Annotated in this window: 20 protein-coding genes; 17 read left to right on the plus strand and 3 right to left on the minus strand. The window is 30.4% G+C overall.

Annotation, left to right across the window (positions count from 1 at the left end; translation table 11 throughout):
- Positions 1 to 370 precede the first annotated feature (370 nt).
- On the minus strand, positions 371 to 562 hold the full coding sequence (gene rpmB / locus KTC94_RS00920) for a 50S ribosomal protein L28 (RefSeq protein ID WP_165413696.1): 192 nt from the start codon (positions 560 to 562) through the stop codon (positions 371 to 373).
- A gap of 194 nt (positions 563 to 756) precedes the next feature.
- On the opposite strand from rpmB, the gene KTC94_RS00925 reads away from it, so the two are divergent.
- The 6 genes from KTC94_RS00925 to KTC94_RS00950 all read left to right on the plus strand — a co-directional run bounded on the left by KTC94_RS00925 (position 757) and on the right by KTC94_RS00950 (position 6827).
- The gene (locus tag KTC94_RS00925) at positions 757 to 1107 is read left to right on the plus strand and encodes an Asp23/Gls24 family envelope stress response protein (RefSeq protein ID WP_165413697.1); all 351 of its coding nucleotides are present in this window, start codon (positions 757 to 759) and stop codon (positions 1105 to 1107) included.
- Positions 1108 to 1117: 10 nt separating this feature from the next.
- Positions 1118 to 2761, plus strand: coding sequence for a DAK2 domain-containing protein (locus tag KTC94_RS00930; protein ID WP_220285908.1), 1644 nt, complete (start codon positions 1118 to 1120; stop codon positions 2759 to 2761).
- Between the two features lie 289 nt (positions 2762 to 3050).
- Positions 3051 to 5087, plus strand: a complete 2037-nt coding sequence (gene recG / locus KTC94_RS00935; RefSeq protein WP_216302533.1) for an ATP-dependent DNA helicase RecG — start codon at positions 3051 to 3053, stop codon at positions 5085 to 5087.
- 77 nt (positions 5088 to 5164) lie between these two features.
- On the plus strand, positions 5165 to 5737 hold the full coding sequence (gene rsmD / locus KTC94_RS00940; RefSeq protein WP_216302534.1) for a 16S rRNA (guanine(966)-N(2))-methyltransferase RsmD: 573 nt from the start codon (positions 5165 to 5167) through the stop codon (positions 5735 to 5737).
- 73 nt (positions 5738 to 5810) lie between these two features.
- Positions 5811 to 6293 (plus strand): pantetheine-phosphate adenylyltransferase, encoded by a 483-nt coding sequence (gene coaD / locus KTC94_RS00945; protein WP_165413701.1) that lies wholly within the window; start codon positions 5811 to 5813, stop codon positions 6291 to 6293.
- A 9-nt stretch (positions 6294 to 6302) separates the two neighbouring features.
- Positions 6303 to 6827, plus strand: coding sequence for an ATPase (locus KTC94_RS00950; RefSeq protein ID WP_165413702.1), 525 nt, complete (start codon positions 6303 to 6305; stop codon positions 6825 to 6827).
- Here the strand turns inward: KTC94_RS00950 and ylbJ are convergent.
- A complete protein-coding gene (gene ylbJ, locus KTC94_RS00955; RefSeq protein WP_216302535.1) occupies positions 6810 to 7988 on the minus strand; it encodes a sporulation integral membrane protein YlbJ in 1179 nt (392 codons plus the stop codon). The two genes, KTC94_RS00950 and ylbJ, sit on opposite strands and share 18 nt — an antisense overlap.
- Positions 7989 to 8113: 125 nt before the next feature.
- Positions 8114 to 9337, minus strand: a complete 1224-nt coding sequence (locus KTC94_RS00960; protein WP_216302536.1) for a nucleotidyltransferase — start codon at positions 9335 to 9337, stop codon at positions 8114 to 8116.
- A gap of 301 nt (positions 9338 to 9638) precedes the next feature.
- Between KTC94_RS00960 and pta the strand changes: the two genes are divergently transcribed.
- The 11 genes from pta to ftsY all read left to right on the plus strand — a co-directional run bounded on the left by pta (position 9639) and on the right by ftsY (position 21016).
- Positions 9639 to 10649 (plus strand): phosphate acetyltransferase, encoded by a 1011-nt coding sequence (pta, locus tag KTC94_RS00965; RefSeq protein ID WP_165414025.1) that lies wholly within the window; start codon positions 9639 to 9641, stop codon positions 10647 to 10649.
- A 40-nt stretch (positions 10650 to 10689) separates the two neighbouring features.
- Entirely contained in the window at positions 10690 to 11883 is a 1194-nt protein-coding gene (locus tag KTC94_RS00970; RefSeq protein WP_165414024.1) for an acetate/propionate family kinase, read from the plus strand.
- A 212-nt stretch (positions 11884 to 12095) separates the two neighbouring features.
- Positions 12096 to 12596, plus strand: a complete 501-nt coding sequence (locus tag KTC94_RS00975) for a DUF177 domain-containing protein (RefSeq protein ID WP_165414023.1) — start codon at positions 12096 to 12098, stop codon at positions 12594 to 12596.
- A gap of 12 nt (positions 12597 to 12608) precedes the next feature.
- Entirely contained in the window at positions 12609 to 12794 is a 186-nt protein-coding gene (rpmF, locus tag KTC94_RS00980; protein WP_165414022.1) for a 50S ribosomal protein L32, read from the plus strand.
- Positions 12795 to 12977: 183 nt separating this feature from the next.
- Complete coding sequence (gene plsX / locus KTC94_RS00985) at positions 12978 to 14000, plus strand: phosphate acyltransferase PlsX (protein ID WP_220319500.1); 1023 nt, start codon at positions 12978 to 12980, stop codon at positions 13998 to 14000.
- A 41-nt stretch (positions 14001 to 14041) separates the two neighbouring features.
- The gene (gene acpP / locus KTC94_RS00990; protein WP_304518712.1) at positions 14042 to 14275 is read left to right on the plus strand and encodes an acyl carrier protein; all 234 of its coding nucleotides are present in this window, start codon (positions 14042 to 14044) and stop codon (positions 14273 to 14275) included.
- 197 nt (positions 14276 to 14472) lie between these two features.
- Positions 14473 to 15174 carry a ribonuclease III gene (gene rnc, locus KTC94_RS00995; RefSeq protein WP_369811881.1) on the plus strand — a complete coding sequence of 234 codons (702 nt, stop codon included), beginning with the start codon at positions 14473 to 14475 and terminating at the stop codon, positions 15172 to 15174.
- Complete coding sequence (locus KTC94_RS01000) at positions 15167 to 16258, plus strand: elongator complex protein 3 (RefSeq protein WP_216302540.1); 1092 nt, start codon at positions 15167 to 15169, stop codon at positions 16256 to 16258. The genes rnc and KTC94_RS01000 overlap by 8 nt, the downstream gene beginning before the upstream one ends.
- Positions 16259 to 16381: 123 nt before the next feature.
- Positions 16382 to 16480 carry a DUF4044 domain-containing protein gene (locus KTC94_RS01005; RefSeq protein ID WP_165414017.1) on the plus strand — a complete coding sequence of 33 codons (99 nt, stop codon included), beginning with the start codon at positions 16382 to 16384 and terminating at the stop codon, positions 16478 to 16480.
- A gap of 17 nt (positions 16481 to 16497) precedes the next feature.
- The gene (smc, locus tag KTC94_RS01010) at positions 16498 to 20052 is read left to right on the plus strand and encodes a chromosome segregation protein SMC (protein ID WP_216302541.1); all 3555 of its coding nucleotides are present in this window, start codon (positions 16498 to 16500) and stop codon (positions 20050 to 20052) included.
- Between the two features lie 52 nt (positions 20053 to 20104).
- Positions 20105 to 21016 carry a signal recognition particle-docking protein FtsY gene (ftsY, locus tag KTC94_RS01015; protein ID WP_216302542.1) on the plus strand — a complete coding sequence of 304 codons (912 nt, stop codon included), beginning with the start codon at positions 20105 to 20107 and terminating at the stop codon, positions 21014 to 21016.
- The last annotated feature ends 18 nt before the right edge of the window (positions 21017 to 21034 follow it).

Below are 21034 nucleotides of genomic sequence, written 5' to 3' on the forward strand. Positions count from 1 at the left end.
TTTGGTGGTGGATAATTGTTGTAGGAGGAGGAATTGTTTATTATGGCTTTACTATAATGGATCATAACCATCATTGTTAGTGAGGTTCAGATAGATAGTGAAAGTTAGAAGAAATTTTACGGATTTCATGTTTGGGAGGTAAGAGAGATGAAAATTATGGCTATTAAGTTACCGAGATTTATATCTCGAATAATTAGATTTTTTTTAAAAAAATAACATAGAAAAACTCAGTTATTACAAAAAAAATCAGTTTTTAGAGGTGGGTTTAAAAAAAACAGCTTTTAAAGCTGGATTTAAATAAGCGATGTAGCTTTTAAAGCTGGATTTAAATAAAAAATGCAGCTTTAAAAGCTGCATTTTTATTTTTTAATTATATAGCACGTTGGACTTTACCTGAACGAAGACATCTAGTACATACATGTATAGATTTAGGCGTTCCGCTAACTATAGCTTTAACTTTTTGAATATTTGGAGCCCATTTTCTTTTTGATTCACGGTGTGAGTGACTATATTGGCTACCTGAAATTACACCTTTATTGCATATTTCGCATTTTCTTGACAATGAAAACACCTCCTTGACTACGAAGAAAAAAATCTTCTCAATTGAAACACGCATAATTGTAACATGAATATTACTACTCTTGCAAGTTAAATAAGAAATTATTCGTAACTAAAGCAATTATAAAATTAATTTTGTTGAATAAATTAGTATTATACTATAAAATAATCTATATAGCGGTATAAGGAGGAATTAAAATGAAAGGTAACATTGCAAGAGAGAATGGTAATATATATTATTCAGAGGAAGCGTTAGCAAACATAGTTGGTATTTCTACAACAGAGTGTTATGGAGTTGTTGGGATGGCACTCAAAGATGCCAAGGATGGATTTTGGCAATTGATTAAGAGCGACGCTTTAAATAAAGGAGTTAAAATTAATTCTAAGGAAAACCAACTATTTATTGAATTATTTATAATAGTTGAATATGGCACGAAAATATCTGTAATAGCAAATAATATAATTCAAAAAACAAGATATAATGTTGAAAATTATACAGGACTGAAAGTTGCAGCAATAACCGTAAACGTCCAAGGTGTAAGGGTCTAGGGAGGTAGCAATGGAATACTTAAAAATTAACGGACAAAATTTTCGTAATATGGTAATAAACGCATCTAATAGGTTAGAAGAAGAAAAAGAATATGTAAATTCGTTAAATGTATTTCCTGTTCCGGATGGAGATACAGGTACTAATATGTCAATGACTTTTAAAGCCGCAGTGCAAGAAATTGAAAGTATGTCAACTAAGTCTATTGCTGAGATATCTCAAAAACTAGCTAGGGGCGCGCTGATGGGCGCAAGGGGTAATTCAGGTGTTATATTATCACAAATATTTAGAGGCATTGCAAAAGGGCTAGAAGGCGTAGATGAAGCTACTTCTGAAGAATTGGCTAAAAGCATTTTAGAAGGTGCCCATTTTGCGTATAAGGCGGTTATGAGACCCACTGAAGGTACGATTTTAACTATTATTAAAGCTGCGGGTGAAAGTGCAGTTAATAGCGGAGCAACTGAAGTAGTTGCGCTCATGCAAGAAGTTTGCAAGTGTAGTGAAATTATGCTAGATAAAACTCCAGATATGCTTCCAGCATTAAAACAAGCAAAAGTAGTTGATGCAGGTGGAATGGGACTTTTAATATTGTTTAAAGGAATGCATGAAGCTCTAAGTAATAATATGGAATCTCTAATTAGCAAATCGGAAAAGAAAAGTACAAAATCACAAACAAAAACACCTGCAGCTTTAGATATGCCTGTAGACATAAAGTTTGGATACTGTACTGAATTGTTAGTTATCGCTGAAAATGTTGATGCTAATGAATTAAAGAGATATTTAGAAAAGTTTGGAGACTCAATGGTTGTGGTTTCGCAAGATGAATTTGTTAAAATCCATATACACACAAATGATCCAGGGGTAGTGCTTTCAAAAGCAGTAACACTAGGGGAACTGTCTAAGGTGAAAATTGAAAATATGAGAGAACAACATAGAAATTTATTAGGCATTGCGGATGAGAAAGTTGAAGGACCAGTGAAAGAAAACATTATTGAGAATAAAAAATATGGATTTATATCTGTTGCGCTTGGAGAAGGAATTAAGAATATTTTTGAGGATTTAGGTGTGGACGTTGTAATAGAAGGCGGCCAAACCATGAATCCAAGTACACAAGATATATTAGAGAGTATTAATAAAGTTAATGCGGAAAATGTATTTGTATTACCTAATAATAAGAATATACTTATGGCAGCGCTGCAAGCGGTCGAACTGTCAGATAAAAATGTAATTGTTATTCCGTCGAAAACTATCCCACAAGGAATAACTGCTGTAACAATGTTTAATCCAGAAGTTAGTGTAGAAGAAAATGAAAATATATTAAAAGAAGCAATAAAAAATGTTGCAACAGCTTCTGTAACATATGCAGTTAAAGACACTGAATCTGATGGTAATCTAATAAAAGAAGGAAACATTCTAGGTTTAATTGAGCAAAAAATTAAAGAAGTTGGAACAGATATTTATAAAGTTTGCGAAGATACTATAGACAGTATGGTTACAGAGGATAGTGAGCTTATTACAATTTTCTATGGTGAAGATTGTATAATAAGCGAAGTGGAAGAATTTATTTCTGCCCTAGAACACAAATATCCGAATTTAGATATTCAACATTATAATGGAAAACAACCACTTTATTATTTTATTGCGTCAGTTGAATAAAAGCCTTAGGGCTTTTTTTCTTAGGTATTTAATGTACCTTAAAGATTAGTAACGAACAAAACTAATATTAAATCATCTCCTGCGGAGCTGCAACATCTTCGCAGAAGATGCATTGACGACTTCGAAAGGAGAGTTACCCCTTTGTAAACCTCTGGAGTAGATAACAATTCTCAATTGTTATTCCCACCACTGAAGTTTGCTATCTGTTAGGGTATGCGACTCCCACTTATAGAAGTGGGAGTCTTTCCTTCTAAAATCTCGTTAAAATCTTATTTTTGGAGTGGTATAGGTGGATATTCATAGCGATATAAAATATATAAAGGGTGTTGGACCTAAAATGGCAGAAAATTTGAATAAGTGTGGAATTTTTAACGTATTAGATCTGATATTATATTTTCCACGAGATTATGAGAATGTATCTGCGAATAAAAGCATTCTGAAATGCGCGGAAAGTGAAAAACTCATTGTAGAGTGTACTGTGCTAAATATATTAAAAGATGTTAGGTTAAAAAATAATAAAACTCTTTCTACCATAGTTTTTTGCCAAGGGGATAATAGATTCAAAGGTAAATGGTTTAATCAAACCTATGCAAAAAATAGTTTTAAAATTTCAAATAAATATATTATCACAGGCAAAGTTAATAAATTCAGGGAAGAAATCACAATTATGAATCCTAAGATAGTAAAAAATACGTCTATGGCTACAAATAACATTATTGCCAAGTATCCACTTAAAAATAATGTTACAAATAATTTTTTTAATAAAATTATATCTGACGTATTATGTGATGTTGAAATAACGGAGAATTTGCCTAAATGGCTTGTGGAAAAATATGATTTTTGTTCTTTAGATAATGCTGCTCGAAATATACATAGCCCTAAAAGCTTAGAACTCCTTAATAAATCAAAGAGAAGGCTTAAATTTCAAGAATTATTCACTTATTCATTAAAAATATTAATGCTAAAAGAGTTTATAAAATATCATAATAATGGTATTCAATTTAAAATAGCACCAGAGCTTATAATCTTAAAGGAGCAACTTCCATTTCAGCTTACTAAGGCACAAAGTAAAGTTGTAAGAGAAATTCTAATAGATCAAAAGAAGGATATAGGAATGAATCGAATGGTGCAGGGAGATGTTGGAAGTGGTAAAACTATAGTGGCTATAATTACTATGTTTAATGTTGTGAAAAATGGGTATCAGGCATCTATGATGGCACCAACTGAAATCTTAGCAAAGCAACATTATGAAGAAATTCAAAATGTATTAAAAAATTTTTCACTAAAAATACAACTACTAAGCGGAAGTGTTACAGCAAAAAATAAACAATTAATTAAACAGGAGTTAAAAGATGGAACCATTGATATTATTGTTGGAACTCATGCACTTATTGAAGATGATGTAGAGTTTAAAAACTTAGGAATGATTGTTACTGATGAGCAGCATCGTTTTGGAGTATCACAAAGAAATAGATTTTCTAATAAAGGTAAAAACATTGATATTCTTGTAATGACAGCTACCCCTATTCCCCGGACACTCTCTTTATATTTATATGGTGATTTAGACGTATCTATTATAGATGAATTGCCTCCAGGCAGGCAGAAAATTGATACAAGCTATGAAAGTATGTCCTATAGTAAAAAGGTGTATGAATTTGCTTTAAACGAGATTAATATGGGGAGGCAAGTTTACATAGTTTGTCCATTAGTGGAAGAAAATGAGGAGATGAAGTTAAGTTCAGTCGAGAAGCTTTACGAAAAATTAAAAGAAGAATATTTTGACTCTATAGAAATAGGGATGATATATGGTAAAATGCCAAGTAAACAAAAAAATGAAATCATGGATAAATTTAAACTTGGAGAAATTAAAGCGCTGATTGCAACTACAGTAATTGAGGTTGGAGTAAATGTACCAAACGCTACAGTTATGATAATTGAAAACTCAGAAAGATTTGGACTTGCACAACTCCATCAACTTAGGGGACGAGTAGGAAGAGGAAAGCATAAGTCATATTGTATACTACTGGCGAATATTACAAATAATATAGTGAAAAGAAGATTAGAAATACTTATAAAAAGTAATGACGGTTTTTTTATTGCTGAAGAAGATTTAAAAAATAGAGGCGCAGGAGAATTATTTGGCATCAAGCAGCATGGTGAATCAGGGTTGATTTTATCAGATTTAATTGAAGATATAGATATTTTAAAACTTGCAAATAGTGAAGCAAAAAAGTTAATGCAAAGTAGGAATGTTGAAGACGTTAAAATAAAGGATGCAATAATAGAAAAAATCGAGCAAAGTTCTAACTACATTTGTTTTAACTAAAGAAAAAATTTCTTTGTATAAATTATATATATATGTTAAAATATTATCGAAACTGGCTTAAATGGAGGAATAAACATATGAGAATTATTTCAGGAAGTGCAAGAGGAAGAAAATTGTTGTCCCCTGTAGGGATGGGAACGAGGCCCACATTAGATAGAATAAAAGAAGCTATATTTAATATAATCCAGGATAGAACACGAAATGCTGTAGTCGTGGATATGTTTTCAGGTACTGGTAGCTTAGGTCTAGAGGCCGCAAGTAGGGGAGCTGAGAAATGTTATCTAATTGATATGGGTGATACTACATTTGATATGTTACAAAAGAATGTAGATAATTTAAAGTTTAACGATAAATGCAAGTGCTTAAAAGGTGACACATATAAATACATGCAACAATTTGCAGATGAAAAGATTGTGTTTGATTTGATTTTTATAGATCCACCATATGCTAAAGACATGATTCCACCTGCTATTGAGATTATTGCATCAAATAGCCTTTTAAGGGAAGATGGGTTGATTGTTTGTAAAATAGATTCTTCAGAAGAAATATATGAAGGAAATTCTATTATTCAGCTTTCCGATTTAAGAAAATATGGTAATACTACTGTATTGCTTTACAAATATAAGGAACTAATAGTTAAGAATTATTAGTTCCTTAAGAAAATACATGAGGGTAACAATTTATAATTGTTACCTACCTCAGAGGAAAACGTGGAGGAATAAGATGAAAAAAGCAATTTGCCCTGGAAGTTTTGATCCAATAACTAACGGACATTTGGATATTATTAAGAGGGCGTCTAGAGTTTATGATGAATTAATCGTAGGAGTGCTTGTTAACCCTGAGAAAAAATGTCTCTTCTCTGTAGATGAGAGAATAGAACAAATAAAAAATGTAGTTAAAAATTTACCCAATGTACGCGTGAAGAAGTTTAGTGGTTTACTTGTTCAACTAATGAATCAAGAGGGTGCTAGTGTCATTGTGAAGGGACTCAGAAGTGTTTTAGATTTTGAATATGAGTTTCAAATGGCATCAATGAATAACAAATTGGATCCAAGTAAGGAAACTGTGTTCATGATGACAAAGACAGAATATAGCTATATAAGTTCCTCTTCAGTTAAACAGGTTGCAATGCTTGGAGGATGTATTGAAGAATTAGTACCTGAGGAAATTATTCCAGATATTATTAGGAAAATTAATTCTAAATAGGGGGGAAATATGGATGTTATAAAACTTTTAGAATACCTTCAAGAAATTGTTGAAAGTTCTTCTAAAATACCTGTTACAGGTAAGGTGGTTGTAAATAAAAGAGAAATATTAGATATAATTGATCAAATTATGAGTCATTTGCCAGATGAGTTTAAAAAGGCTCAGTGGATTTGTGATGAAAAAGAAAGAATTCTTGTTGATTCAAAAAAACAAGCTGAAATTTTTGAAGAAGAGACCATTGATAAAATAAGAAGAAGAGTTGAAAAGCAAGACTTAGTTAAAGAAGCACAAACTCGAGCTGAAGAAATTATAGCATCAGCTCAGAGAGATGCTAAAATTATGAGGCTTGGGGCTAAAGATTATGCGGATGAAATATTATCCCAATTAGATAAAGAGATTGAATTAAAAGGTCAGAAAATGCTTCATAAGATTAAGGGCGATGTTCAAGATTTTTTAATATCTCTACAAGGAGAAGTTACGGATACCACAACTTCAATAAGAGATAATGTAAAAGAGCTAAGAAGTATGAAATAGTTTAACTATATTTATAAGTAATATCGGGATAAATAAAATGATTAATATTAAAAAATATAAATTACTAACTTTATATATACTTACATTATTAAAAGTAAAAACCGATGTAGTATGTAGAAAAATACAATATAGAATCAGCGTTAAAATTGAGGAAATTATGCCTTGAATAAACTTTCGAGCAATGTATTTTTTTATTGAGACATCATATTTATAGGTATAGCTATAAACTTGAGAAATTATAGACAAACCACTAAAAGCAATTAAAAAACTCAAAACTGGAAGTTTTACATACAGATTTGAATTACTAGAGGATATTAAATAGCATCCGTTAGTCATCTCTAACATTCCTAATAATAACCCTTCTATAAAATTCCCAGAACAGCCAATAATTAAAGAAAACTTATTAAGGGCAATGTGAAATATTACATTGTCTTTAATTAATCCTGTTATTACGGAGAATATTACAATAAAACCACCGATATTTAAGGCATTCTTCATGGCATCTTCAATACTGTTTTTCAATATCATGCCAATATTTGTGGTGGGTGGATGGTTTCTTGAAAAATTGTCACCTCTATTTTTAATTTTAAAATAAGAATCTTTTGAGGGAATAATAAATCCCATAAACATGCAAGAGAGAATATTAGAGAGTATTAACATATAACCAATTTTAGCATTTGACATCATAGAAGCGCCCACTGCGCCTATAATAAAAAGTGGGCTTGCATTAGAAGCTATATTTAGCAATCGTTCACAGGTATTTAAATCAATTATATTTTTTTCGTACAAATCGCAAGTGTATCTCGCACCAAGGGGATAACCACATAGTAAACTAACTAAAAGAGCAAAGTTACATTCTTTTGGTAGCTTTAAGGGTTTACAAATTAGATTGCCTAACAATTTAGAATAAATATGAATGCCGTCGTAGCTTATTATAATATTTATTACAACTAAAAATGGAAAAAGAGAAGGAAAAATTGAATTGAAAAACAATTTTGCACCAGAGATAGTGTACTGGATACAAATATTAGGAGCTATTATTATTTGTAGAATAAAAAGAGAACAAATTAATGTTATTGATAGATTTATCTTCAAAGCTTTAAATAGTTCAAATAATAATAATATTATGAAAATTAATAATATAATTAATAGTAATTTCAATGTTAGACCCCTTTTTAAGTATTACTGTATTAAATATATTTAAATTTTCATAAATTTATGTGTTGGAAACACTAATTTTAAATATAATAAATGCTACTATCTATTTATGATAGCAGCATTTATTTTTACTTTATAATTATAGGCGATATCAAATAATCGCTATTATGACTTATACTACTATTTATAATGCTATAAGCCCTTGTAGACTGAGTATCTAGTTGCATGGTGTCATTGCACTTTTTAGGAATTTTAGTATAAAGCGGAATGCTACTGTTTGATTTTATAGATTTTAGAATTGACTTTCCATTTGAGTTAAATCCTAAAATTCGAGCATAAGGGCAAGGCATTGATCTTAATTTTTTAGTATCAAAGCTATCAAATCCTATAAAATATTGACATAATATTCTACTAATGCGAGTGTAAGTGTAGCGTTTGCTTTTTATATTGGCCAGTGCACTAGAGTAACTTAAACTATTTTGTAAGGAGCTAATAATCCTATTATCAAGACCCTCAGATACGTCTGGTAAATTTACTAAAGAATTTTTTGATGTAGCAGATTTATGTTTAATATACGGGAACATGGAATCTTCAAATGTAAATTCATAATTTTTCGAGTATAAGTTTTGAAGTTCAGTTAATACTGAACTTGGGATATGACCTGCAAGTTTTATTAAAGAACCATTTTCTTTCAAAAATTTTCTTATAGCTGTCGCGCTTGAAAATTCATTATGTAAAAGATCACTGTTATAAGATGCACCTTCTCTTTTTAATGTGTAAGGTGTAATAGAACTTTTTAACTTGATTAAGCTTTTGCAATACTCTATACCTAGTATATTATTAGGTGAATTTAAACAGTTATCTAATAATAAGTCTGATATGTCCAATTTTGAATTCATCAAATAATCATAAAGTGCATTAGATCTTGCTAAAGGGTAAGTGATACCTTTTGATAAATAAGTTTTTAACAGTGATTTAAATTCAATAGGTTCTTGAAGTAATATATTGGAAATATTATATAAATCATTAATATTTCCATGTTCACTACCAAAGCAAATATTATCCACTACTCCTAGGCTGTTTAGAAGACTTACAGCGCCAAAGGAAAAAAAATCTGCTGATGATACGCTGTAGATAGTTGGTAGCTCTATTACTAAATCTACTCCGTTATTTAATGCCATTTTAGTTTTTGTCCATTTGTCTATACTTGATGGAATACCACGTTGAGTAAAATTCCCACTCATAACACAAATTAAGGCATCACAGTTTGTGAGCTCCTTGGTTTTATTAATATGATATACGTGACCGTTATGTAATGGATTATATTCAACAATTATACCTGAAATATTCATTAAATCACCTCATGAAAGCTCATATAAATATAAGCTAATAATTTATGTCTAAAGAGAAACCACTAAAAATAATGCAATAATTATATTCTGAAATGTCGTTAAAACTTATACATATTATATAATATAAAATGAATTAATTAAAGTACATATATTTCAAAAAAGACAAAAAGGATGAAAATTAAGAATATTTAAAATATAATATATGTAAATGATTTTGTAGTTTTATGTTGAAATGTATAGGGCAAAGGGTGTATATTATTATTGTATATTAAGTTGATAATAAACGAGAGGGGCAATAAGAATGGCATTTATAGCTAGAATGTGTAAATTGGCACAGGCAGATAAAAAAAGAATAGTACTTCCAGAGGGAGAAGAAGAGAGGACTATAAAAGCTAGTGAAATCATCAAAAATAATTCACTAGCCGAGGTAATATTAATAGGAGATAAAAGTGTAATACAAGCAAAAGCAGCTAAGTTATCAGTTAGCATTGAAGGTATAGAAATTGTAGACCCAAAAACTTCTGAAAGAACTGATTTTTATGCAAAGGAATTTTATGAGATAAGAAAAAATAAAGGAATGACTCTAGAAAAAGCGTCTGAAACAATGCAAGATTGTGTGTATTTTGGAACTATGATGCTTAAGATGGGAGAAGCTGATGGAATGGTTTCCGGAGCTGTACATTATACAGGAGATTTACTTAGGCCTGGAATGCAAATTATTAAAACTGCACCAGGAATTAAGATTATTTCAAGTTTCTTTATAATGGAATTGCCTCACGATGAATATGGAGAAGATGGACTGCTTTTATTTGCAGATTCCGCTGTTAATATAAACCCTAATGCGGAGGACCTAGCAGCTATAGCTATTAGCACTGCAGATAATGCAAGATTGTTATGCGATTTTGAACCTAAGGTTGCAATGTTGTCTTTTTCAACTAGAGGAAGTGCAAAGCATGAATTAGTTGATAAAGTAGTAAATGCTACTGAAATTGCAAAGAAGGCTAGACCTGATTTACAAATTGACGGAGAACTTCAGTTAGATGCAGCGATTGTTGCTAGTGTAGCAAAACAAAAAGCACCAAATAGTACTGTAGCTGGAAACGCAAACGTTTTAATATTTCCAGACATACAATCTGGAAATATTGGATATAAATTAGTGCAAAGATTTGCTAAAGCAAAAGCTATCGGACCGGTTTGTCAAGGATTTGCAAAGCCTATAAATGATTTATCAAGAGGATGCAGTGTGGATGACATAGTTAATGTTGTTGCAGTTACTGCGGTTCAAGCTCAAATTCAAAATAAACTTATATAAAACATATAATTTAAATATATATTATTAGGAGGAAAATTTAATGAAAGTATTAGTCATAAACTGTGGAAGTTCATCACTTAAGTATCAATTAATAAACATGGAAAATGAAGAATGTTTAGCACTCGGATTAATAGAAAGAATAGGAATGGAAGGTTCAAAATTAACGCAAAAGGTTAATGGGGAAAAATATATTATTGAAGAGACTATGAAAGATCATACAGATGCTATTAGATTAGTAATTGGCGCACTTGTAGATTGTGATCATGGTGTTATTAAAGATTTATCAGAAATAGATGCAGTGGGACATAGAATTGTTCATGGTGGAGAAAAATATGCAGAATCAGTTATAATTAATGATGAAGTGATGAAGAACTTAGAAGAATGTGCAAAACTTGCACCACTTCATAATCCAGCTAATATAATCGGGATTAATGCTTGTAAAGCATTAATGTCTAGTACGCCTATGGTAGCTACATTTGATACCGCGTTTCATCAGACAATGCCAGAAGTTGCATACATATACCCACTTCCGTATGACCTTTATACTAAACATGGTATTAGAAAATATGGATTCCACGGAACATCTCACAAATATGTTTCAGATAAAGCTGCAAAAATGATGGGTAAAGACATAAAAGATCTAAAATTAATTACTTGTCACTTAGGAAATGGAGCAAGTATTTCTGCAGTGCAAAATGGTAAATCAGTAGAAACAAGTATGGGATTTACTCCACTTGAAGGAATAGCTATGGGAACTAGATGCGGAAATATAGACCCAGCTATAATAATATATATAATGCAAGAATTAAAATTAACAATTGATGAAGCTAATGATTTAATGAATAAAAAATCAGGCGTTTTAGGAATATCAGGGGTAAGCAGTGACTTTAGAGATATAGAAGATGCTGCATGGAAAGATGGAAATCATAGAGCACAGTTAGCGCTTGATATATTTGTCTATAAAGTTAAGAAATTTATAGGATCTTATGCTGCAGTAATGGGCGGAGTAGATGCAATTATATTCACTGCCGGACTTGGTGAAAACTCTCCAGAAACAAGAGAAGATATATGCAAGGGACTAGAGTTCTTGGGAGCAGTCTTAGATAAGGCAAAGAATAAGATTCGCGGAAAAGAGGCAGAAATAAGTACAGAAGATTCTAAAACTAAAATACTTGTTATACCAACAAATGAAGAATTAGTAATAGCAAGAGACACGAAGGCTTTAATAAAATAAAATTATTGCTAATGTCTATAATAAATAATTCTTGACTTTTTACTGTATTGTTTATATAATTAACTGTGTTTGATGTAAGTAAAAAACTATTTAGTTAGGAGGGACGCGGAAGCTTTGCTCGAGCTGTATATTTTTTTATACAAGGTATAAAGATTTTCTTTATATGAGAAGAACTAGAACTAAATAGTATTTAGTTTTTCAGAGTGGATAATATGGTAATAGACGTTTCAGAATTATTTAGTAATAAAAACAAAAGAAAAGAACTTCATTTAGATTTGGAAAAAGATAAGTTTTTCTATGATAATGAATTTGTACAATTTTCTAAACCAGTTAAAACGCATTTAATTTTAAAATCTATCGATGATGAAATAGATTTAACTGGAAGTATGGAGACAGAACTATTACTTGCTTGTTCTAGGTGTCTTGAGACTTTTTCTTATTCAATACATATTGAATTAAATGAAAGATTGTCAAAAACTCTAAAGAGTGAAGATGAGGATATTATTTTTATTGAAAATGATAGATTAGATTTAAATGAAATTATGGAAAATAATATCATTTCTATGCTGCCTATAAAAAAACTTTGTAATAAAGATTGCAAAGGGTTATGCCATCATTGTGGAATCAATCTAAATCATAGTGCATGTAAATGTGCAATTGACGATGTTGATCCAAGGTTGGCAAAACTAAAAGAACTGTTTTTAACTGATTAAGGAGGTGTTACAATGGGAAATCCTGCTAGAAAATTTTCTAAAGGTAGAAGAGATTCTCGAAGAGCGCAAACATTTAAACTTGGTTTACCAGGAATAGTTGAGTGTCCTCAGTGCCACGATATGAAACTTTCGCACAGAGTATGTAAAAACTGTGGATATTACAAAAATAGAGAAGTTGTTTCAATGGAGCAAAAATAAAAAGGAAAGTCGAAAGACTTTCTTTTTATTTTTTAAATACAATTATATTTGTATTCTGGTATTATTAATACTAGAATTATTTGCGCACTATGGTATATAATATAAACAAACAAATAAATATAAATAAATATTTATTTGTATTTATTTGTTTGTTATAATGCACATTTAAAGTGAGGGTTTAAAATGGTAGTTGTTGTAGATGGAATGGGTGGAGATTTTTCTCCAAATGCTGTGGTTGAAGGTTGCATCGCAGCTATAAAAGAATATGATATAGATATAGTAATAACTGGTCCTGAACAATTAATTCGCGAAGAACTAAAGAAGTATACTTATGATTGTAACAAAATAAAAATTGTTGATGCTATAGAAGTTATTAGTACAAATGAACATCCTGTAATGGCGGTTAAACGCAAAAAGAATTCAAGCCTCGTAAAAGCATTGAATCTTGTGAAAAATGGAGAGGCAGATGCTATTATTTCAGCTGGAAGTACAGGTGCTTTTTTAGCTGGATGTACACTTATAGTAGGAAGAATAAAAGGTATAGATAGACCGGCTCTAGCACCAATAGTGCCAGGTAAAAAAGGCCCCTTTATGATAATTGACTGTGGAGCAAATGCAGAATGTAAACCTCATTATTTAGTGCAATTTGGACTTATGGGGAAAACATATTTTGAAAACATTTTAAAAATAGCTAGTCCATCAGTAGGTCTTGTGAATATAGGAACTGAAGAAGAAAAGGGTAATGAACTTTCAAAATCAGCTCATAAACTATTAAAAGAAGCAGATTTAAATTTTGTAGGCAATGTGGAAGCTAGAGAAATTCCAACTGGAGACGTCAATGTTATAGTTTGTGATGGATTTACAGGAAATGTAATTTTAAAGCTATATGAAGGTGTTGTTGCTAGTGTATTTGATTTATTAAAAACAAGAATAATGGGATCCTTCAGAACTAAATTTGGAGGAATGCTATTAAAACCAATTTTTAAAAGCTTTAAAAAGGATTTCGACTATAAAGAATATGGCGGAGCTGCATTTCTCGGAGTAAATGGGATTTGCATAAAAGCTCATGGTAGTTCAGATTCTAAAGCTTTTAAAAATGCAATTAGACAAGCTACAATATTTTATGAAAATAATGTTGTAGATAAATTAAAATTAGAAATTGAAAAATTATCTCAGCAGGAAAAGAACATAAATGAGAACTTGTAATAATTGTTAGGTATAATATAGAAAGGTAAGGAGGTGAGTATATTATGTTTGAAAAAATTAGAGCGTGTATAGCATCGCAATTAAGCATAGATGAAGAAGAAATAAAAATGGAATCATCTTTTATGAATAATTTAGGCGCTGATTCTCTTGATATCGTAGAATTAATTATGGCACTCGAAGAAGAGTACGATATAGAAATTCCGGATGAAGATGTTGAGAAAATTGCGACTGTTGGCGATATAGTGGAATATATTAAAATTCACTCAGAAGAGTAACATGAGGTCCCGCAGTATTGCGGGCCTTTAGCTTTTTCAAACTTATTTTTGAATTTACTATAAAAGTTATCTTTCTAAGATAACCAGTAAATGTATTGTTTTATTTGTCAGGCTAAGTAAATTGAATAATAAACTTGAAGAATCTTGCGAATGAAGAAAACATTATTTAAATAAACTTCCGAAAAGGAGGAATGATTATGAAGTACGATATAAAATTACAGGAACTTGAGAAGGAACTGAAATTGAATTTTAGTGATAAAGAGTTATTGAAAACAGCAATAACCCACAGTTCCTATGCAAATCAGAAAAAGAAGGTTGAATTTAATGAAAGGCTTGAGTTCTTGGGCGATTCTGTATTACAACTTGTAATATCCGAATACTTATACAGTCGCTTTACGGAAAAACCTGAAGGATACTTAACTAAAATTAGGTCCCTAATTGTTTGCGAAAATTCGCTGTGCGATATTGCAAACGTATGGGAACTTGGAAAGTACATGAACATGAGCAAAGGTGAAGAAATTACTGGTGGTAGAAATAGAGTTTCAATATTGGCTGATTGTGTTGAAGCAATAATTGCTGCTGTATATTTGGATAAAGGAATAGAATATTCTAATTCATTTATACTTAACAACTTTAAAGAAATCATTGAGAAAGCAATTAGCAACGAGATAGTTTTGGATTATAAGACTAAGCTTCAGGAAATATTTCAGCAGAATGGGGAAGTAAATATTTGCTATGAACTTGTGAAATTTGAAGGGCCACCACACAAGAGAAAATTTTTTGTAAGCCTATTAATAAATGATTGTGTAAAAGGCTCAGGGCAAGGTTATAGTAAAAAAGAAGCAGAGCAAAATGCAGCAAAACAGGTTATGATGAATCAGGAGGATGTACATGAGTAATTTGCATTACATTATTCCTATTTTCGTTCCACATGAGGGTTGCCCACATGATTGTGTATTTTGTAATCAAAATAGCATAACAGGAACATCAACAAAAGTTGATGCAATGTATGTGGAGCAAACGGTAAATGAATATTTGAAAACAATAAATAATGATGATGCTATTATTGAGGTATCATTTTTTGGAGGAACTTTCACAGCTATAAAAATGGAAAAGCAAATAGAACTTTTAACTGTTGCTAAGAAATTAAAAGATGATAATAAAATAAAATTCATTAGATTATCTACAAGGCCAGATTATATTAATGATAAAATATTGAGCAATCTAAAAAAATACTCTGTAGATATTATAGAACTCGGAGTACAATCCCTTGATGAAGAAGTGTTATTAAAGTCTGGAAGAGGTCACACTGCAAGTGATGTAGTGAATGCTTCAAAACTTATAAAGCAGTATGGTTTTGTTTTAGGACACCAAATAATGATAGGCCTTCCAGGAGATAATATAAATAAAGATATAGAGACAGCCAAAAGAGCGATTGATCTTAAGCCAGATATTTGTCGGATATATCCGGCACTTGTGATTAAAGATACACCTATGGAGAGCATGTATATAAAGCAAGAATTCAAACCTTATTCATTAAGTGAAGCAGTAAACATAAGTAAGATTATTTACATTATGATGGTAGCAAACCAAATAAATGTGATCAGGATAGGATTACAGCCAACTGTTGAAATCTCAGAAGGCAATGATTTAGTTGCAGGACCATTTCATCCTGCATTTAGAGAATTAGTTGAAGGCAGTATATATAATGATTTATTATATGATGTTATAGTGAATAATTTTAAAAGTGACACGGGCGTTAATAAAGTTTTAGTGAAAATAAATCCAAAAGACATTTCAAAACTTTACGCTAATGGCAAAAGTTTTTTTTATGGCATAAAAAAACAAATAAAAACAGTTTCAATAGAAATATCCCAAGATATTACCATTAGCCGTGGAAGTATTAGTATATCTAAAGAAGAAAAATGCATTATTATGACCATACATGAGTATGTGTCCTCAAAGTATAAAGAAGGATTTTAATTTGGTGTATAGAATATAGTGTCTATCCTTGCACGTTAAATAAAGTATATATTACGTTAAATTATTTGTAGTAATATATACTTTATTTATATTAAAGAAAAAAATAAAAATATGAGGTGAATTATGAAAAAGAAAACAAGAGATAAATATACAAAGGTATTTATTTATAGTATAGTTGTAATTTTTATTATAGGATTTATATCGCCAATGCTATTTAGGTAAAATAGGAGAGTGTTTTAATGTTCTTAAAATCTATTGAAATAAGAGGATTTAAATCCTTTGCAGATAAAACAGAGTTAACATTCACGAAGGGAATTACGGCAGTAGTTGGGCCAAATGGAAGTGGTAAAAGCAATATATCTGATGCTGTTAGGTGGGTCCTCGGAGAACAAAGTGCACGAAACTTAAGAGGAGATAAAATGGAGGATATTATATTCGCTGGCACACAGTTTAGGAAACCGGTTGGCCTGGCGCAAGTTTCCTTGATTTTGGATAATAGCGATTCTGGACTGGACATTGATTATTCTAATGTTACAATCTCGAGAAGATTATATCGTTCAGGAGAAAGCGAATATTTAATAAACAATACATCTTGTAGATTAAAAGATGTTCAACAGCTTTTTATGGATACTGGTATAGGAAAAGAAGGATACTCAATTATTGGTCAAGGTAAAATTGATGCTATTTTAAGTGGTAAAACTGAGGAAAGACGAAAATTGTTTGAAGAGGCTGCAGGAATTGTTAAGTTTAAAACAAGAAAAGAAGAAGCAGAAAAGAGATTAGATAGTACAGATCAAAATTTGATTAGAATAGAAGATATTTTAAGCACTTATGAAGAAAGACTAGAACCATTAATGAATGAAAGCGAAAAGGCAAAGAAATTTTTAAAACTTTTTGAAGAATTAAAAAGCAAAGAGGTTAGCATAATTATTGACTCCATTAATAAGGTTGAAGAAAAAATTAAAAGATTACACGATGAAGGTACTGAATTAGATGGCGAAGTAATACAAAGCACAAAGGGAAAAACCCAATTTAAGAAAGATGTTGAATACTGGAACAGTGAATTTGAAACATTTGAAAATAAAAACCGAGAAGAAAAACAAATATATTACAACAATAAGTTGATTTACCAAAATAATGTCTCTGAAATAAAGATACTAAATGAAAGAATAGATAATTTAGCAAAAGCAATTGATAAAACATCAAATGAGAGCGATATTATTCGTAAAAATTTATTGGAATTTAAACGCAATAAGGATGTATCAGAAGATTCTTTGAATATTATAAAAAATACTCAAATGGAAATAGTAGAAAAAATTCAATATGAAGAAATAAAAATTAAGGGTATTGAGGGAAATATAGCGATTGAAAGTGATGAAGCTAAAACTCTTAAGGAAAAAGAGCAAAGCAGCATTGATAAAACTATTGAATTTACCAATAATCTATTAATTTTAAAAAATAACATGGATATCTCTAAAAAAAGAATTGATACTTTGAAAAATAACATTGAAAATTTCGACAATTCAATAAAAATCAATGCGAATACAAAAACAGTATTTGAAAGTCAAATGGAAGAATTTAAAGATAAAATAGTTCGCTATGAAAGTAAGGTTAGGGATAATAAAAAAGAAAGTGATAAATTACAAAACATTCTAACGTTTAATGAAAGAACTATGAAAAATTGTAATTTTAAAATTAATAAAACAGAAGCTAATTTTAATGTACTTACAACTTTGGAAAAAAAGCATGAAGGTTATAATAAATCGGTAAAAAATTTAATGCAACACGTGAATGAAGGTAAAGTAGGAAATATTCGTGAGTGTTTTGTACTTGGAGAAATTATAAAGGTGGAAAAAAATTTAGAAGTAGCTATAGAAATTGCCTTGGGGGGATCTATATCACATATAATAACTAAAGATGAAACCGTGGCAAAATTATTAATAGATTTTTTGAAGGTAAACAATCTCGGAAGAGCAACATTTTTACCTTTAAACATTATTAAGGGTAAAAGACTTACAATTGATAATGAAACTAAAAACAATCCTGGATTTGTTGGAATGGCAAATGAATTAATAAGTTATGATGAGAAATTTAGTGAAGTTATTGCATTTATTTTAGGTAGGACAATTATATGTAAAGATATGAATTCGGCCCTCCAAATATCTAAAAAAAATAATTTTAGATATAAAATCGTTACATTATCAGGAGAAATTATAAACGTTGGCGGTTCGTTAACTGGTGGAAGCGTATATTCAAAGACTTCAAGCATAATTGGTAGAAAAAGAGAAATAAAAGAGTTGGCTAAGGATTTAGATGTGTTAAAAGATGAATCAATTATTTACTTGGAAAAAATAAAACAAAGCAAATCTGAAATTTTAGGGTTAAACGAAGAAAACTTAAATTTAAAGGATAAGGTTCACTTTGAAAATATTGAAGTAACGAAGGTGGAAGCTAAAGTAAGCTCAATAATTAATGAAACAAACAGATTAAAAAACAATATAATGGCTCTAAACACTGAAAAGTCATTAGAAGAGGGTAAACTTGAAAAGGGAAATAAAGAAATTGATGAAAAAAATGAATCTGTTGCTAAATTTATTCATGCGAAAGATGAAATACAACAAAGTCTTAACAAGGTTGATTTTAAATTAAAAGATAAATTGCAAGAAATTGAAAATATAAAAGAATCAATTATTGATGCTAAGATAAAAAAAGCTCAAATTGATGAAACAATACATAATAAGCGATCTGAAATTCAAAGATTAAATGATGAAATATCGGTATATAATGAAAAAATAATTGTATTTTCTAGAGAAATAGAAGAATCCATGAAAAATAAAAACAAAAATTTATTTTCAATTCAAAGTGCCGAAGTAAAAGTAAAAGAAATAATGAGTATACTAGAAAAAACGGAAAAAAAATTTGAAGACAATGAAATTAAAAGAATTAAAATTAAAGAGCATATAAAAATAAGTGTGGAGCATTTAGAAAATGTTTCGCAAGTGCTAGAAAAAACCGAAAAAGAAATGCACAAATGTGAATTAGCCCTTGCGAAAGTTAAAATGGAAAAGGATACTTACTATCAGAAACTGAACGATGACTTTGAATTAACATATGCGGAAGCATTGCAATTTAAAAATGAAATTGAAGACATTGATAAGCTTAAAAAGGAAATAATAGCACTAAAAGCGGCAATATCAATGCTTGGTAAAATTAATGTTAGTGCGATTGAAGAATATAAAGAAGTTAAAGATAAATTCACTTTTATGAATGGTCAAAAAGAAGATTTGGTTTTAGCGAAAAACGAATTATTAACTGTAATAGGTGAAATGACTGAAAAAATGAAACAAATATTTGCAGAAAATTTTATTATATTAAGACAAAATTTTAATGAAACCTTCACGGAATTATTTAAGGGTGGAAGTGCAGATTTAATACTTACAGAAGGCGACGAACTTACTGCCAAAATTGATATTAATGTTCAACCACCAGGGAAAAAACTTCAAAACATAAGTTTAATGTCTGGTGGAGAAAAAGTTTTATCCGCAATAGCATTATTATTTGCAATATTAAAGATGAAGCCAACACCTTTTTGCATTTTAGATGAAATTGAAGCAGCACTTGATGATGCGAATGTAGTTAGGTATGCTGAATTTTTAAAGAGATTTTCGGATAATGTTCAGTTTATTATAATAACTCACAGGAAGGGAACTATGGAAGCTGGAGATGTATTATATGGGGTTACCATGGAGGAAAAGGGAGTGTCAAAAATAGTATCTGTGGATTTGAATAAGTAAAATTATTTATAATAATTACTTTGTTACAAAAAATAAACAAGGAGGAGTAGAAATGTTTGGAAATTTTTTTGGAAAATTAAAAGACGGACTAGCAAAAACAAGAAATAGCATCACAGAAAAAGTCAGTGAAGTACTAAACTTAGCCATTACAATTGACGATGAATTATATGAGGAACTAGAAGAAATATTAATCACATCAGATATAGGGGTAGAGACTTCTATTCATGTCATTGAAAAGCTTAAAAAAAAGGTGAAGGAAGACAAAATAAAAGAACCAGAAGAAATCTGGCCATGTTTAAAAGAAGTTTTGATTGACATATTAGGTGAAAATGAAAACCCAATACAACATGCAAATCTACCGGAGGTACTTTTGATAATTGGGGTTAATGGTGTTGGTAAAACCACTTCCATTGGTAAAATCGCTGCATCGCTAAAAGACAAGAAATATAAAGTTCTCATTGCTGCAGCGGATACGTTCAGAGCGGCAGCAATTGATCAGTTAGAGATTTGGAGCAGTAGAGCAGGCGTGGAATTAATAAAACATCAAGAGGGGTCTGATCCTGCGGCTGTGGTTTTTGATGCTGTTCAAGCAGCCAAAGCAAGGAAAGTTGATGTTCTAATTTGTGATACGGCAGGTAGGCTACATAATAAAAAGAATCTTATGGATGAATTAGCAAAAATAAATAGGGTGATTAAGCGAGAGTATAGTGAGGCCCATATGGAAACTTTATTAGTAATTGATGGTACAACAGGACAAAATGGAGTTGAGCAAGCTAAACAATTTATGAAGATATGTCCTATAGATGGTATAATACTAACTAAATTAGATGGCACGGCTAAAGGTGGCGTTGTAATATCAATAAAAAATCAACTTGATATACCGGTTAAATATATAGGCGTTGGTGAAGGTGTAGATGATTTACAAGAGTTTAATTCAAAGGATTTCGTAGAGGCTTTATTTTAAAATGTAGATCTAAGACAC

Origin of the sequence: Clostridium sp. CM028, assembly GCF_030585565.1 — a bacterium.
In the GTDB taxonomy this organism is placed as follows: Bacteria; Bacillota; Clostridia; order Clostridiales; family Clostridiaceae; genus Clostridium_AD; species Clostridium_AD estertheticum_B.